The organism is Paracoccus broussonetiae (genome assembly GCF_031854425.1).
Lineage (GTDB): Bacteria > Pseudomonadota > Alphaproteobacteria > Rhodobacterales > Rhodobacteraceae > Paracoccus > Paracoccus broussonetiae.
Genome location: NZ_JAVRQI010000004.1, coordinates 181799 through 196747 on the forward strand (window position 1 = coordinate 181799; position 14949 = coordinate 196747).

13 protein-coding genes are annotated in these 14949 nt (G+C 65.3%); 5 read left to right on the top strand and 8 right to left on the bottom strand.

The window, feature by feature from the left end; all coding sequences use genetic code 11:
- Window positions 1–48: 48 nt before the first annotated feature.
- Window positions 49–1824 carry an adenine deaminase gene (locus tag RM190_RS06660; protein ID WP_311758629.1) on the top strand — a complete coding sequence of 592 codons (1776 nt, stop codon included), beginning with the start codon at window positions 49–51 and terminating at the stop codon, window positions 1822–1824.
- Here the strand turns inward: RM190_RS06660 and recF are convergent.
- The 6 genes from recF to mutM all read right to left on the bottom strand — a co-directional run bounded on the left by recF (window position 1821) and on the right by mutM (window position 8133).
- Window positions 1821–2891 carry a DNA replication/repair protein RecF gene (gene recF, locus RM190_RS06665; protein ID WP_311758630.1) on the bottom strand — a complete coding sequence of 357 codons (1071 nt, stop codon included), beginning with the start codon at window positions 2889–2891 and terminating at the stop codon, window positions 1821–1823. The genes RM190_RS06660 and recF overlap by 4 nt on opposite strands.
- Complete coding sequence (gene dnaN, locus RM190_RS06670) at window positions 2888–4006, bottom strand: DNA polymerase III subunit beta (protein WP_311758631.1); 1119 nt, start codon at window positions 4004–4006, stop codon at window positions 2888–2890. The genes recF and dnaN overlap by 4 nt, the downstream gene beginning before the upstream one ends.
- Before the next feature lie 97 nt (window positions 4007–4103).
- Window positions 4104–5450, bottom strand: coding sequence for a chromosomal replication initiator protein DnaA (gene dnaA / locus RM190_RS06675; protein ID WP_311758632.1), 1347 nt, complete (start codon window positions 5448–5450; stop codon window positions 4104–4106).
- A 509-nt stretch (window positions 5451–5959) separates the two neighbouring features.
- Window positions 5960–6229 carry a 30S ribosomal protein S20 gene (gene rpsT, locus RM190_RS06680; protein WP_311758633.1) on the bottom strand — a complete coding sequence of 90 codons (270 nt, stop codon included), beginning with the start codon at window positions 6227–6229 and terminating at the stop codon, window positions 5960–5962.
- 152 nt (window positions 6230–6381) lie between these two features.
- Window positions 6382–7158, bottom strand: coding sequence for an enoyl-CoA hydratase (locus tag RM190_RS06685; protein ID WP_311758634.1), 777 nt, complete (start codon window positions 7156–7158; stop codon window positions 6382–6384).
- 129 nt (window positions 7159–7287) lie between these two features.
- Window positions 7288–8133, bottom strand: coding sequence for a bifunctional DNA-formamidopyrimidine glycosylase/DNA-(apurinic or apyrimidinic site) lyase (gene mutM / locus RM190_RS06690; protein ID WP_311758635.1), 846 nt, complete (start codon window positions 8131–8133; stop codon window positions 7288–7290).
- A 76-nt stretch (window positions 8134–8209) separates the two neighbouring features.
- Here mutM and ubiE point away from each other — a divergent pair, with 76 nt between their 5' ends.
- The 4 genes from ubiE to RM190_RS06710 all read left to right on the top strand — a co-directional run bounded on the left by ubiE (window position 8210) and on the right by RM190_RS06710 (window position 13255).
- Window positions 8210–8962 carry a bifunctional demethylmenaquinone methyltransferase/2-methoxy-6-polyprenyl-1,4-benzoquinol methylase UbiE gene (ubiE, locus tag RM190_RS06695; RefSeq protein ID WP_311758636.1) on the top strand — a complete coding sequence of 251 codons (753 nt, stop codon included), beginning with the start codon at window positions 8210–8212 and terminating at the stop codon, window positions 8960–8962.
- A gap of 3 nt (window positions 8963–8965) precedes the next feature.
- Window positions 8966–10507, top strand: a complete 1542-nt coding sequence (gene ubiB / locus RM190_RS06700; protein WP_311758637.1) for a 2-polyprenylphenol 6-hydroxylase — start codon at window positions 8966–8968, stop codon at window positions 10505–10507.
- A gap of 50 nt (window positions 10508–10557) precedes the next feature.
- Entirely contained in the window at window positions 10558–11376 is an 819-nt protein-coding gene (locus RM190_RS06705; protein ID WP_311758638.1) for a TIGR00282 family metallophosphoesterase, read from the top strand.
- Between the two features lie 100 nt (window positions 11377–11476).
- A complete protein-coding gene (locus RM190_RS06710; protein ID WP_311758639.1) occupies window positions 11477–13255 on the top strand; it encodes an SLC13 family permease in 1779 nt (592 codons plus the stop codon).
- Window positions 13256–13286: 31 nt separating this feature from the next.
- Here RM190_RS06710 and RM190_RS06715 read toward each other — a convergent pair whose 3' ends face one another.
- A complete protein-coding gene (locus RM190_RS06715; protein ID WP_311758640.1) occupies window positions 13287–14150 on the bottom strand; it encodes a lysophospholipid acyltransferase family protein in 864 nt (287 codons plus the stop codon).
- On the bottom strand, window positions 14147–14929 hold the full coding sequence (locus RM190_RS06720; protein ID WP_311758641.1) for a GNAT family N-acetyltransferase: 783 nt from the start codon (window positions 14927–14929) through the stop codon (window positions 14147–14149). Before RM190_RS06720 ends, RM190_RS06715 begins: the two co-directional genes overlap by 4 nt.
- Window positions 14930–14949: the final 20 nt, after the last annotated feature.

A 14949-nucleotide genomic window follows, 5' to 3' on the forward strand; every position in this document is an offset into this window, starting at 1 on the left:
TCGCCGTTACCCTGCCGCAGATTGGCAGACAGGAACAAGGAGAGTGTCATGTTGAAACCCTGGATCGAGGCTCAGGCGCGGCTGGTTGAGGTGGCGGCGGGGCGTGCGTTTGCGGATCTGGTGCTCCGTGGCGGGGTCTGGGTCAATGTCCACACGCGCGAGACGATCGCGGGCATCGACATTGCGGTTGCGGACGGGCGTATCGCCTATGTCGGGCCGGACGCCGCCTCCTCGATCGGGCCGAATACGCAGGTGATCGAGGCTGCGGGACGCTTCATGGTGCCGGGTCTGATCGACGCGCATATGCATGTCGAATCGGGAATGCTGACTCCTGCGGGCTTTGCGGGCGCGGTCATCCCGCATGGCACGACGACCATCTTCCACGACCCGCACGAGATCGCCAATGTGCTGGGGCTGGAAGGTGTGCGGCTGATGCGGGACGAATCGCTGCTGCAGCCGATCAGCATGTTCACGCAGATGCCCAGTTGCGCCCCCTCGGCACCGGGACTGGAGACGACGGGGTCGCCCATCAGCGAGGGCGAGGTGGCGCAGGCGATGGGCTGGGACGGTATCATCGGACTGGGTGAGATGATGAACTTTCCCGGCGTCGCGGCTGGCGATCCCCAGATGCTGGGCGAAATCGCGGCAACCCGCGCCTCCGGCAAGACGGTCGGTGGCCATTATGCCAGCCCCGATCTTGGGCGGCCCTTCCACGCCTATGTCGCGGGGGGCGCGGCGGACGATCACGAAACCACCAATGAAGAGCAGGGCATTGCCCGCGTCCGGCAGGGCATGGGCTGCATGATGCGACTGGGTTCGGCATGGTATGACGTCGAAACCCAGATCACCGCGATCACCGAAAAGGGGCTGGACCCGCGCTTCTTCATCCTGTGCACCGATGACAGCCATTCGGGCACGCTGGTCCATGACGGCCACATGAACCGCGTCGTGCGCCATGCCATCGATTGCGGCTGCGATCCGCTGATCGCGATCCAGATGGCCACGATCAATGCCGCCAGTCATTTCGGGGTCGAACGCGAGCTGGGTTCGATTACCCCCGGTCGGCGCGCCGATGTCATCCTGACCTCGGACCTGCGGGCGCTGCCGATCGAGGCCGTCATCGCCCAAGGGCAGTTGGTTGCCGAAAACGGGCAGCTTCTGGTCGATTGCCCCCGCATCGAGTGGCCGGAGTCGGCGCGGAACTCGGTCCATCTTGGCAAGCAGCTGGCCGGGCCCGACTTCGCGGTCCGGGCCAGCGGCGACAGCGCCCGCGTTCGCGTCATCGGCGTTGTCGAGAATCAGGCCCCGACCCGCGCGCTTGAGGCAGAGTTGCCGATCCGCGACGGCGTGATCGAGGGGCAGGGCGAGGTCTGCCAGATTGCCCTGGTCGAGCGCCACCGCGGCACGGGCGGGGTCGTGAACGGATTCGTCTCAGGCTTCGGCTATCAGGGGCGGGTCGCGGTCGCCTCGACCGTGGCGCATGACAGCCACCACATGATCGTGGTCGGCACCGACCGCGACACGATGGCGGCGGCGGCCAACCATCTGGGCCAGGTCGGTGGCGGTGTCACCGTCTTCCGCGATGGGGCCGAACTTGCGACGGTGGCGCTGCCCATCGCCGGGCTGATGTCCGACCTGCCGGCGACCGAAGTCGCCGAGGCCGCGCAGGCCATCGTTCAGGCCATGCTGGATTGCGGCTGCAGCCTGAACAACGCCTATATGCAGCATTCGCTGCTGGCGCTGGTGGTGATCCCGGAGTTGCGCATCTCGGACCTGGGAATCGTGGATGTGCGCAGCTTCGAACTCGTTGACCTGATCGTCTAGACCAGGTGCGAGGCGTCGCCATCCCGGGCGACGCTCAGGAATTGTGCCCGGTCCCGAAGCGTCTCGAACAGCTCGGGTCCGGTTCCCGTCAGGAAGGCCTGGGCGCGCAGCGCGGTAATTTCGTCATAAAGGGCGGCGCGGCGGTCGGCGTCCAGATGGGCGGCCACCTCGTCCAGCAGCAGCACCGGGGTTTCGTCGGCAAGCGCACGGGCATTGGCAAGGATCAGCGACAGCAGCAGGGCTTTCTGCTCTCCGGTCGAGGACAGGGCGGCTGGCATGTCCTGAGGGCCCCAATGCGCGCCAAGATCTGCCCGGTGTGGGCCGGTCAGGGTCCGACCGGCGGCCATGTCGCGTCCGCGACCCTCGGACAGACGTGTCGCGATGCTGTCAGGGTCGGGATCGTCGGCGGCGCCTTCGCCGGGCAGCAGCGTCAGGGTCGCGGCGGGAAAGGCGGTTTCGGCCCCGTCCTGCGCGGCCATGATCCGGGCAATGGCGTCCAGCCTGTTGCGGGTGATCGCGGCACCGGTATCGGCCATCTGCAGTTCAAGCGCCCGGTACCAGCCTGCATCGCGCACCTCGTCGCGCAGCAACCGGTTCCGTTCGCGCATCGATTTCTCATAAGCCAGCGCGTCCTCGGCATGGCCGGGGGTGAAGCTCAGCGTGATGCGATCCAGAAAGCGCCGACGCGCTTCCGGGGCATCGGTCCATAACCGGTCCATCGCGGGCGTCAGCCAGATGACCCGCATCAGGCTGCCTAGCGCCACCTGCGTTGATGCCTTGTCATCTATGGAGACTTCGCGCGAAAGGCCGGGCAGGGCGCGGGTCGTGACCTGACGTTCACCGATCACCGCGCGGACCTGCCAGCCGACATCCGGCCCCCTGCGCGCCTGATCGCCCGGCGCCGCCCCCCGCATCCCGCGACCGGGCGAGAGCATGGAGATGGCTTCAAGGATGTTGGTCTTGCCAGCGCCGTTCGGCCCGTGGATCGCCACGGGCCGTTGATCTGGTTCAAGCTGAAGCCGGTCCCAGCTGCGGAACTGGGTCAGGTGCAGGTGGGTAAGCGTCACACGCGCATCGGCATGACGACATAAACCGCGGTGGTGTCGCCGCCTTCGCGGATCAGCGCCGCGTCGCCCGAACCGTTGAACAGGAAGACCGCGTTTTCGCGATCGATCTGGCCCGCGATCTCATGCAGGTATTTCGCGTTGAAGCCGATCTCCAGCGGCTCGTCTGCATAGGCGACGGGCAGCTCTTCCTCGGCCGCGCCCGAATCGGGGGCGTTGACCGACAGGACCAGCCGGTCTTCGTCCAGCGACAGCTTGACCGCGCGCGAGCGTTCGCTGCTGACGGTGGCGACGCGGTCGACGGCCTTGGCGAAGTCACCGGCGTCCACCTCCAGCTTGCGGGTGTTTCCGGCAGGGATGACGCGCGAGTAATCGGGGAAGGTGCCGTCGATCACCTTCGAGGTCAGGGTGATGGTCGGCGTGGCGAAGCGCACCTTCGTCTCGCTGACCGAAACGGCGATCGGGGTCGCGTCGTCATCCAGCAACTTGCGCAGTTCGGTCACGGTCTTGCGGGGCACGATCACGCCCGGCATCTCGGCCGCGCCGTCGGGCAGGGGGGCGTCGATCCGCGCAAGACGGTGCCCATCGGTCGCCACGCAGCGCAGCGACGGCCCTTCTTCGCCCTGCGCCACATGCATGTAGACGCCGTTCAGGTAATAGCGCGTCTCTTCGTTCGATATCGCGAATTTCGACTTGTCGAACAGCCGGCGCAGGACCACCGCGGGGGCCGAAAAATTCGCCGGGTATTCCGACGAGGACATCACCGGGAAATCCTCGCGCGGAAGGGTCGCAAGGCTGAAATTCGACCGACCTGCCAGGACCGACAGGCGGCCCGAATTGGGATCAAGGTCAAGTTGCACCAGCGCGCCATCGGGCAGCTTGCGGGCTATGTCGTTCAGCATGCTGGCCGATACGGTGGTCGCGCCGGGGCGCTCGACCTGGGCATTGGTCAGATAGACGATTTCGGTGTCCAGATCGGTCGCGCGGAAGCTGACGCCCTCGGGCGTCGTCTCGATCAGGACATTGGCCAGAATCGGGATCGTGTTGCGCCGCTCGACAACGGACTGGGCCTGAGAAACTGCCTTAACCAGATCGGCACGTTCGATCGCAAATTTCATGGTCGGTCCTTATGTCACTCTCGCGGCGGGAAGGGTGACTATAAGACCCAACCCGGTGCCGGGCAATTTCGCAGATTTGCCCGGCGGGTCAAGCGGATCAGGCCTCAAGAAGACGGCGCAGCAGGTCGATATCTTCTGCAAGGCTGCGATCGGCACTGCGCAGCTCCTCGATCTTCCTGACACCGTGCATGATGGTGGTGTGATCGCGCCCGCCAAAACGGCGCCCGATCTCGGGCAGCGAACGCGAGGTCATCTGCTTGGACAGGTACATCGCGATCTGGCGCGGGCGCGCGACGGTGCGCACGCGCTTCGGCCCGATCATGTCGGACAGGCGGATATTGTAATGTTCGGCCACCTTGCGCTGGATCTCTTCGATCGAGACCTTGCGGTCATTTGCGCGCAGGATGTCGGCCAGGCATTCCTGGGTCATGTCCAACGTGATTTCGCGGCCCATCAGGCTGGCGAAGGCGAACAGGCGCTGCAACGCGCCTTCCAGCACGCGCACGTTCGAGGTGATGCGGTGGGCCAGGAATTCCAGCACGCCCGGCGCCAGTTGCAGCCCCGGATATTGCAGGCGGAAAACGTCGGTCTTGGATTGCAGGATGCCCAGGCGCAATTCGTAATCGGTCGGGTGCAGGTCGACGACCAGACCGCATTGCAGGCGCGACTTGATGCGCTCTTCCATGTCCTTGATCTCGCCCGGCGCGCGGTCGGCCGAGATGACGATCTGCTTGCCCTGATCGACCAGGGTGTTGAAAGTGTGAAAGAATTCCTCTTGCGTGGAATCCTTGCCGGCAATGAACTGGACGTCATCGACCATCAGCACCGACACGGTGCGGAACAGTTCCTTGAAGTCCATGACGGTGCGGTCGCGCAGCGCCTGGACAAAGCGGTACATGAACTGCTCGGCCGAAAGGTAAAGCACCCGTGCCTCGGGTTGGCGGGCCTGGATCTCGCGCGCGATGGCATGCATCAGGTGGGTCTTGCCCAGACCGACGCCACCGTAAAGGAACAGCGGATTGAACGTCACCGGCCCGCCTTCGGCGACGCGACGGGCGGCGGCATGGGCCAGCTCGTTCGGCTTGCCGACGACGAAATTGTCAAAGGTGAAGCGCTGGTCCAGCGGGGCGGTCAGTTCCTCGTCGACAGCACGCGGCGCGGGCTGGGGGCGCGGCTCGACCGAATTCGCGGCCTGGCGGATGACCGGGCTGCGCGTTTCGAAATTCAGCCGGTGCACGGGCCCGCCGACACGGTCCAGGACCTTCAGGATGTCGTCGCTGTAATGGCGCGAGACCCAGTCTGACAGAAAGCGCGTGGGGCAGGCGATGACCGCGGTGCCGTCGGTCACACCGGCGAGGCGAAGCGGTTCGATCCAGGTCGCGAAACTGTCGGCTCCGACGATTTTCTGAAGTTCTTCACGCGCTTGCCCCCAAATCTTGTCCATCTCGCCCACGTCCGTTCGTTGCCCATGTTCCGCCGGCTTTGCCCGGCGTGAAGTGTGATTCGGCATCGGCGCCCGACGGACTGGTGGCGACAACAGATCCCCACGCCGCAAAGTGATGCAGCGCAAAGGCCGGTCGAGGCCTCGTCTCCAGACATGAATCGGAACCGGTGGCAGCCGGTTTCCGACTTCATTGGTGAGCTGATCGTCCCCCGATCAAGCTTGCCTGCCCCGGCCTTCCGGCCAAAAGCCGGTCCACGGGGCTTGTCCCCCAGGTGCGACGTGAATCGCTGGACCGAAGCTAGCAAGAACGGCGCTCCGCCGACAACCGATCTTCGCGCTTGACAGTCACTTTGCCCATTCGAATCTCACGGGCGGGTGACGAAATCGTGACAGCGCGAAAGCCGTTATTTTACTGTTTGTTAGTCCGCGGGACTAACGGAAAAGGGCGCGCCAAGATGGAGCGCGCCCAATCTATTTCTACCGCTAGTTGCGGATTTGCAGCAGCCGTATCAGGCGGTTGCGAGCGCTTTCACGCGTGCCGTCAGGCGCGAGATCTTGCGGGCGGCGGTGTTCTTGTGAACGACGCCTTTGGTCACGCCGCGCATCAGTTCGGGCTGGGCTTTCAGCAGTGCCTCGCGGGCGACTGCCGCATCGCCGCTTTCCAGCGCTTCTTCGACCTTGCGCAGATAGGTGCGGATGCGCGAGCGGCGCGCCTTGTTGACTGCGGTGACGCGCTCGATCTGGCGGGCGCGCTTCTTGGATTGGGGCGTATTGGCCATGGGATGCGATCCTGTTTGTTCTTCGTATCGATTACGCAAAAGCCCCACGGCACCGTCCAATCGAGGACGGTCATGATTCTTGCCTTAAAGCGGGCCCACGCGCATGTAAGCTCGGCCCTATACAGGTGGTTCGGGCCAATGCCAAGCGGAAATCACCGGTCGCGGAACTGGGGCTCGCGCTTTTCCAGGAAGGCGGCCATGCCTTCCTTCTGGTCCTCGGTCGCGAACAGGGCCTGGAAGCTGCGGCGTTCGAACAGGATGCCTTCGCGCAGGGTGGTTTCATAGGCGCGGTTGACAGCTTCCTTGGCGGCCATGACGGCGACCTGGGATTTCTCGGTGATCTTCTTGGCCACGGCGACGGCCTCGGCGACCAGCCGTGCGGCGGGCACGACACGGCTGACCAGGCCCGAGCGCTCGGCTTCGGCCGCATCCATGAAGCGACCGGTCAGGTGCATGTCCATGGCCTTCGACTTGCCGACGAAGCGGGTCAGGCGCTGGGTGCCGCCGATCCCGGCCATGACGCCCAGGTTGATCTCGGGCTGGCCGAACTTGGCGTTGTCGGCGCAGATGATGAAGTCGCAGGCCATGGCCAGCTCGCAGCCCCCGCCAAGCGCATAGCCCGATACCGCCGCAATGATCGGCTTGCGGGTCGATGTGATGCGGTCGATCTCGGCCCCGAACAGGTCGCTGGTATAGACGTCGACGAAGCTTTTCGTCGACATTTCCTTGATGTCAGCACCTGCGGCAAAGGCTTTCTCGCTGCCGGTCAGGACGATGCAGCGGATCTTCTCGTTGCGGTCGGCCTCGTTCAGTGCCGTGCCCAGCTCGCTCAGCAGCTGCGAATTCAGGGCGTTCAGCGCATCGGGCCGGTTCAGACGGATCAGCGCAACATAATCGTCAAGCTCGACGGTCAGGGTCTGGTACGCCATCGGATATCTTGCCTTTCAGAAATAGCTGGACAGGACTCGTAACAAAGCCGCGACCGTCTGGCTAGCGTCCCCCGGCGTTCTTTGTCCTGCTCCATCATTTCCCGTCGCTGCGGAACGCATGCCCTGGCGCTATTTCTGGCAATCGGGGCAGAAGAAGCTGGACCTGCCCGATTGCACGACGCGACGGATTGTCCCGGTGCAGCCGGGGGTGGGGCAGGGTGCGCCTTCGCGGCCATAGACGCGGAACGAGTGCTGGAAATAGCCCAGCTCGCCCGTCGCCTGGCGGTGATCGCGCAGGCTTGACCCGCCGGCGGCGATCGCTTCGGTCAGGACGTCGCGGATATGCCCGACAAGCGCCGCGATCCGCTGGTCCGAGATCCGCCCGGACGCCCGCCTCGGGTCGATGCCGGCGCGGCTCAGCGCTTCTGAGACATAGATGTTGCCCAGCCCGGCCACGATCCGCTGGTCCAGCAACGCGGCCTTGATCGGGCTTTTGCGGCCCGCCAGCGCCTCGGCCAAAAGGGCGGGCGTGAAGTCGTCCGAAAGCGGCTCGGGTCCAAGATGAGCCAGCATCGGGTGGGTGGCGCCCGGCGCGACCAGGTCCACCATGCCAAAGCGCCGCGCGTCGTTGAAGGTGATCCGCGTGCCTTGTTCATTCCAGAACAGCACATGGTCGTGTCGCGGAAGGATGGCGGGATCGCGGTGGAAATCGCCCTGAAGCGCATCCTCGATCAGCATCCGGCCGGACATGCCCAGATGCAGAAGGATGCTGCCGCGGTCTTCCAGATCGACCAGGATGTATTTCGATCGCCGCCGCAGGCCGGTCACGCGCGCGCCGGTCACGACCTGCACCAGATCGGGCGGCAGGGGCCAGCGCAGGTCGGGCCGGCGGGCCTCGGCGCGGGCAATGACGTGGCCCTCCAGATGCGGGGCAAGTCCGCGGCGGACGGTTTCGACCTCAGGCAGTTCTGGCATTTATTTTCCATTCGTCGCATGGTGCGCGGCGCACATCTGGCCTATCTGGGCGCGAAACGACGAATGGACAAGCAAGATGACCGACGACCAGCGCAAGGAAACCCATTTCGGATTCCGCACCGTGGCGGAAGAGGAAAAGGCGGGGCTGGTACATGGCGTCTTTTCTCGGGTCGCGTCGCGCTATGATGTGATGAACGACCTGATGAGCGTGGGGGTCCACCGCGTCTGGAAGACCGCGATGATGGACTGGCTGGCGCCGCGCGATGGCCAGCACCTGCTGGATGTCGCGGGCGGCACGGGCGACATTGCCTTTCGGTTTCTTGGCCGCGCTTCGGGCGCGCGCGTCACAGTCTGCGACATGACCGAGTCGATGCTGGTCGAAGGGCGCAAGCGGGCCGAGGCGGGACGCCTTGCCGACCGCCTGGCCTGGGTTACGGGCGACGCGATGAAGCTGCCCTTCGCCGATGACAGCTTCGATCGCTATACGATCAGCTTCGGCATCCGCAACGTCACCCGCATCCCGGATGCACTGGCCGAGGCGCGCCGCGTCCTTCGTCCGGGCGGGCGGTTGATGGTGCTGGAATTCAGCCAGATGCCTGTCCCGATGCTGCAATGGCTATACGACCGCTACAGCTTCAACGTGATCCCGAAAATGGGCGAGATCGTGGCCAATGACCGCGACAGCTATCAATACCTGGTCGAGTCGATCCGCAAATTCCCCGACCAGGAGAGCTTCGCGACGATGATCCGGCAGGCCGGTTTCGGCCGTGTGCAATACCGCAACCTTTCCATGGGGATCGCCGCGCTGCATTCCGGCTGGAAGGTCTGAGACATGCGTGGACCCCACAATATCTGGCGCCTGATCCGGACCGGCGCGACCTTCGAACGCACGGGGGCGATGGGTGCCGCGCTTGACGCGATGAACGCACCCGCCCGAATCCGCATGGCCGCGCATGTGCTGGGCTGGCCCTTTGCCTGGCTTGGCTACAAGGGCGATCCGGCGCTGCCGCCGGTGACACGCGCGATCACGGCGCTGGGGCCGGCCTATATCAAGTTCGGGCAGATCCTTTCGACGCGCCCCGACGTGGTTGGCCCCGAACTGGCCGAGCAGTTGTCGATGCTGCAGGACCGCCTGCCTCCGTTCCCGCAAGATCAGGCGCTGGCCATCATCGCCGAAGCTTTGGGCCAGCCGGTCGATGCGCTTTTCGACGAGTTTTCGGAACCTGTCGCCGCCGCCTCGATCGCGCAGGTGCACCGGGCGCGGCGTGCGGACAATGGCCGTGAGGTGGCGGTCAAGGTACTGCGCCCCTCGGTCGAGGCCGACTTCCGCCGCGATATCGACGCCTTCCATTTCGCGGCCGGGATGATCGAGCGGATCTCTCCCGCGACCCGGCGGCTGCGTCCGCGCGACGTGGTGACGCATTTCGAAACCGTGGTCACGGGCGAGTTGGACCTGCGGCGCGAGGCCTCGGCCGCGTCGGAATTCGCTGAGAACACGCGCGAGGACAAGGGGATGCGCGTTCCCCGTCCGCATTGGCATCTGAGCGCGCGGCGCGTCCTGACCAGCGACTGGGCCGAGGGCACGCCGCTGGGCGATGTCGCGGCGCTGCGTGCGGCGGGCCACGACCTGCCTGCTCTGGCTGCACGGGTGCTGCAGCTTTTCCTGCAACATGCCCTGCGCGACGGGTTTTTCCACGCGGACATGCATCAGGGCAACCTGAAGGTCGGGGCCGACGGCGATGTCATCATGTATGACTTCGGCATCATGGGTGAGATCGACGAATATACCCGTCGTGTCTATGCCGAAATCCTGATGGGGTTCATCCGGCGCGACTATATGCGCGTCGCGCGCGTTCATTTCGAGGCGGGATATGTGCCCCGCGACCGCGACATGGCGGAATTTGCCCGCGCGCTGCGCGCGGTCGGCGAGCCGATCTTCGGCGCCGATGCCAGCCGCATCTCGATGGCGAACCTGCTGGCCTATCTGTTTGAAGTGACCGAGCGTTTCGGAATGCGGACCCGGACCGAGTTGATCCTGCTGCAACGCACCATGGTCGTGGTCGAAGGCGTGGCCCGTTCGCTGGATCCGCAGATGAACATGTGGGAGGCGGCCCGCCCCGTCGTCGAGAACTATATCCGGGATAACCTGGGGCCAAAGGCCGCAGTGCGCGACCTGGCGCGCTCGGCCCAGGTGCTCAGCCGCTATGCGCCGCTTCTGCCGGAATTCCTGGAGCGGCGGATGCCCGAGATGCTGCGCGAACCCGACAGCCGGTCGGAGGATGCGCGCGGAAAGCGGGGCGGCCTGCTGGCCGGCATGGCCGCGGGTGCGTTCATTGCGCTGGTTTCGGTTGCGATTGGCGTCTGGCTGGCCTGAAACCGCAGCGGGGGCTTGAGCGCGGCGCGGCTTTGGCCTAACGCTCGGCCATGCGAATTCTTTATCTTGGGGACGTGATGGGCCGTGCCGGTCGTCGCGTCATTGCCGAAGGGCTTCAGCCGCTGAAAGAGCGGCTGGGCGTCGATTTCACCATCGTGAACGGGGAAAATGCCTCGGGCGGCATGGGCCTGACCGGCGGTCACGCCAAGCTGATCCTGGATGCGGGCGCGGATTGCGTGACGCTGGGGGACCATGCCTTCGACCAGAAGGAAATGCTGTCCTTCATCGAGACCGAGCCGCGCGTCATCCGGCCGCTGAACTTCTCGAAGGTCGCGCCGGGCCGGGGCGCCCGCGTGTTCGAGGCGACGCGGGGCCGCAAGGTGCTGGTCGCGCAGGTGCTGGGGCAGGTGTTCATGAAGCGGCCCTTCGACGATCCCTTCTCGGCCATCGACACGGTTCTGCGCGCCCATCCGCTCGGCGGGTTGGTGCAGGCCGCGGTCGTCGACATCCATGCCGAGGCGACCAGCGAGAAGATGGCCATCGGCCATTGGTGCGATGGCCGCGCCAGCCTTGTCGTCGGCACCCATACCCATGTGCCGACCGCCGACACCATGATCCTGCCACGCGGCACTGGCTATCAGTCGGATGCAGGGATGTGCGGCGACTACGACAGCATCATCGGCATGGAAAAGGCCGAGCCCCTGCGCCGCTTCCTGACCGGCATGGCGTCCGAGCGCTTTACCCCCGCCGAGGGCGAAGCTACCATCTGCGGCGTGCTTGTCACCACCGATGATCGCAGCGGCAAAGCCGTCAAGATCGAGCCGGTTCGGCAGGGCGGTGTCCTGCAAGGGACGCAGCTTCCCGCCTGAGCGCAGCCGCTGCGGGCTGTTTTGCTTGCGGCGGTGCAGAAAATTATTCTAAAACCCATCGAAAGGGCCGTGATTTACGGCGCATGGGACAGAATTCTGCATGCTCGGATTCCAACTGACCGGAACCAACGCGGCGATTGCGATGCTTGTCATCGTCGCCCTCACATTCATCCAGTTCATCCGCGAGAAACACCCGCCAGAGGTCGTCGCGATCGGCTCTGCCGCCACGATGATGCTGCTGGGATTGCTGCCGGTAAAGGACGCAGCCAGCGTGCTTTCGAACGCCGCGCCCTGGACCATCGCCTTCATGTTCCTGATCATGGGCGGCCTGCTGCGGACCGGCGCGCTTGAGATGATGTCGCGGCTGGTTTCGGCCCGCGCCACGACCCATCCGATCCTGACAGTCTGCGCGCTGTTCGGTTTCGTGATCCTGGCATCGGCGATCATGAACAATACCCCGGTGGTGGCGGTGATGATTCCGATCTGCATCCAGCTTGCGCTGCGGATGGGCATGTCACCGTCGAAGCTGCTGATGCCGCTGAGCTACTTCACCATCCTGGGCGGGATGCTGTCGCTGATCGGCACCTCGACCAACCTTCTGGTGGACGGGGTGGCGCGCGAACAGGGGCTTGCCCATTTCACCATCTTCGAGATCGCGCCGGTCGGCATCGCCGTCACGCTGGCGGGCATCGCCTATTTCGCACTGATCGGTCGCAAGCTTTTGCCCGAACGCACTTCGCTGGCGGGCTTCCTGGGCTCACGGCGCGAGATGAAGTACTTCACCGAGGTCGCGATCCCCGAGGATTCCTCGCTTGTGGGGCAAAGCGTGACCGAGGTTGCCATGTTCAAGCGCGATGCTGTGCGCCTCGTCGACGTGCTGCGCGGCGATGCCTCGCTGCGGCGCAACCTGGCCGAGGTCGTGCTTGAGCCGGGCGACCGCGTCGTCCTGCGCACCGAAATGGCCGACCTGCTGGAAATGCAGGCCAACAAGAACCTGCAGATGGTCGACAAGCTCAGCTCGGTCGCGACCGAAACTGTCGAGGTCCTGATTTCTCCCGGCGCGCGGCTGATCGGTCGCAAGCTGGGCGACATGCGCCTGCGCCGCCGCTATGGCGTCTATGTGCTGGCCGCCCATCGTCGCAGTCAGAATATCGGCCGCCAGCTGGATGACCTGGTGGTGCGTGTGGGCGATACGCTGCTGCTGGAAGGTGCGCCCGAAGACATCGCCCGGCTTGCCGCCGACATGGAACTGGTCGACGTCTCGCGTCCGGCCGCCCGCGCCTATCGCCGCGAGCGCGCACCGATCGCGGTGCTTTGCCTGCTGGCGGTGGTGATCCTGGCGGCCGCAGATGTCGCGCCAATCCTTGCGCTGTCCTTCATCGCCGCGGCGGTGATTCTGGTCACGCGCTGCGTCGATGCGGAAGAGGCGTTCTCGTTCATCGACGGTCGGTTGCTGGCGATGATCTTTGCCATGCTCGCGGTCGGCGAGGCGCTGGAATATACCGGGACCGTCAACCTGATCGTCGATGCGCTGGCCCCTTCGCTGAAGGGATTGCCGCCCTTTGTCACGCTGTTCGGGATCTATTTCCTTGGCCTCGCCATGACAGAGGTGCTGTCGAACAACGCGGTCGCAGTCCTGCTGACCCCGATCGCCATCGCCTTGGCCAAATCGCTGGGCCATGATCCGCGCGCCTATGTGGTGGCGGTGATGTTCTCGGCCACGGTCGCCTTTGCGACGCCCATCGGCTATCAGACGCACATGATGGTCTATGGGCCGGGTGGCTATAAGTTCAGCGATTTCGTGAAGGTGGGGGTGCCGCTGGACATCATCACCGGTATCGTGGCCTGCCTGACGATCCCGCTGTTCTGGCCGCTGTAAGCGGTGGCCCGGTGCCGTTTCCCCGCGCCGTTCAGGCTGCGGGGAAGCCCGAGCGGACCGCGGCTTCGGCCTTGGCGGACAAGCTCTTGCGATTTTCGCCCTCGACCGGGATCGGATCATGCAGGCGCACGGTCACGCTGCCCTGCCTTGGTTGCGCCAGCACGGCCAGCAGGTGCGGACCCAGCGCCATGTCCCCGAACCAGCCATAAAAGCGCGGATCGCGTCCCGCAGGAGCGCGATAGATCGCAGTCACCGGCTGGATGGCAAGATCCGTGGGCAGGGCCGGGTCAAGGAAGCCCTGGAACAGCGTCGGCTTGAACGGCAGGACGCGGCGGCTGTCGGTGCTGGTGCCCTCGGGGAAGAACAACAGGCGATGCCCGGCATGGGTGCGCAGTGCGAATTCCTGGGCCTGCACCCGTGCCAGCCTTGGGTCGCGCGTCACGAAATGGGTATCGGTCACGCGGGTCAGGATATTGATGCCGGGCCAGCCCGCGACCTCGGCCTTCGAGACGAAGAAGACCGGCATGGCTGCGTTCAGCACGAAGATGTCCAGCCAGCCCGAATGGTTCGCGACGACCGCGCCCGGGCCGTGCATGGGTTGCCCCTCGCGCCGCCAGCGGATGCCGACGATCCACAGGACCATCCGGCAGACGCCCTGGACCCAAGGACCGGTCAGGGGGCGGCGCGGTCCGGCGAACAGACGCTCGATCCAGCGCAGCGGAAGGATCAGCAGGACGCCCAACAGCAGGACGGACAGCACGCCAAGACCGCGGGTCGCGACAAGGGCCCAGCCCAGCGGCCCGATCCGGGGGATTTCCGGGCTTGGATCGTCGCCGTACCAGGCGTGGCCATTCGTCGCCAGCGGGGGCACGTCCCGGGTGATGGTGTCCGTCATTGGGCCTGCCAGCGCGTCTCGTAGAACTTGCGGTGCTTCTGGGACATGGCTGCCGTATCGACCAGCAGGAACACGTCCGTCGTATTGAATTCGCGGTCCAGATAGGCGCCTTCGCCCACCGTGCCGCCCAAGCGCAGATAGGCCTTGATCAGCGGTGGCATCAGGGTCATCGCGCCGCGCCGTTCCAGCTGGTCGGCCGGGATCAGGTCCATGCGCTGGAACCCTTCGGGATGGGCGCGGGGGCGGATCTGCGGCAGGGCAAGATGGTGGTGGTGCAGCCAGGACAGCGGCTGGCTTAGCGCCTGGGCATCGGTCCCGTGGAACGAGGCGACGCCGAACAGAAGCTGGATCTCGCGGCTCAGGACGTATTCGGCCAGCGCGGTCCACAGAAGATACATGCCGGTGCCGCCGCGCATCCCTGCATCCACGCAGGAGCGTCCCAGTTCAAGCAGCGACCGCCCCGACTGGCGCAGCGGGTCCAGGTCGTATTCCGCGTCGCAATAGAAGCGTCCGAACTTTTCCGCGCGGTCGCCCGGCAGCAGGCGATAGACACCGACGACATGGTCGAGATCCGCGACCGAGCGGCGGTGATCGACCAGGACAAGATGATCGACCACGGGGTCGAATTCATCGCGTTCCAGCCGGTGCTGGTGATCGACCAGCGGGCCATCCGCGCCCAGCTCTTCGACGAAGACACGATAGCGCAGCCGCTGTGCGGCCAGCAGATCCGCCTCGCCAGTGGCGAGCCGCGTTTCAAGATACGAGCTCTCTGGCGTCATTCTTGGGGGGCCGGGCCTGT

Bases quoted from the DNA above. Each gene is read 5' to 3' on its own strand.
- RM190_RS06685 (WP_311758634.1), bottom strand. From the start codon at position 7,158: ATGGCGTACCAGACCCTGACCGTCGAGCTTGACGATTATGTTGCGCTG.
- RM190_RS06710 (WP_311758639.1), top strand. From the start codon at position 11,477: ATGCTCGGATTCCAACTGACCGGAACCAACGCGGCGATTGCGATGCTT.
- RM190_RS06720 (WP_311758641.1), bottom strand. From the start codon at position 14,929: ATGACGCCAGAGAGCTCGTATCTTGAAACGCGGCTCGCCACTGGCGAG.
- RM190_RS06705 (WP_311758638.1), top strand. From the start codon at position 10,558: ATGCGAATTCTTTATCTTGGGGACGTGATGGGCCGTGCCGGTCGTCGC.
- ubiB (WP_311758637.1), top strand. From the start codon at position 8,966: ATGCGTGGACCCCACAATATCTGGCGCCTGATCCGGACCGGCGCGACC.
- RM190_RS06660 (WP_311758629.1), top strand. From the start codon at position 49: ATGTTGAAACCCTGGATCGAGGCTCAGGCGCGGCTGGTTGAGGTGGCG.
- RM190_RS06715 (WP_311758640.1), bottom strand. From the start codon at position 14,150: ATGACGGACACCATCACCCGGGACGTGCCCCCGCTGGCGACGAATGGC.
- mutM (WP_311758635.1), bottom strand. From the start codon at position 8,133: ATGCCAGAACTGCCTGAGGTCGAAACCGTCCGCCGCGGACTTGCCCCG.
- ubiE (WP_311758636.1), top strand. From the start codon at position 8,210: ATGACCGACGACCAGCGCAAGGAAACCCATTTCGGATTCCGCACCGTG.
- dnaA (WP_311758632.1), bottom strand. From the start codon at position 5,450: ATGGACAAGATTTGGGGGCAAGCGCGTGAAGAACTTCAGAAAATCGTC.
- dnaN (WP_311758631.1), bottom strand. From the start codon at position 4,006: ATGAAATTTGCGATCGAACGTGCCGATCTGGTTAAGGCAGTTTCTCAG.
- rpsT (WP_311758633.1), bottom strand. From the start codon at position 6,229: ATGGCCAATACGCCCCAATCCAAGAAGCGCGCCCGCCAGATCGAGCGC.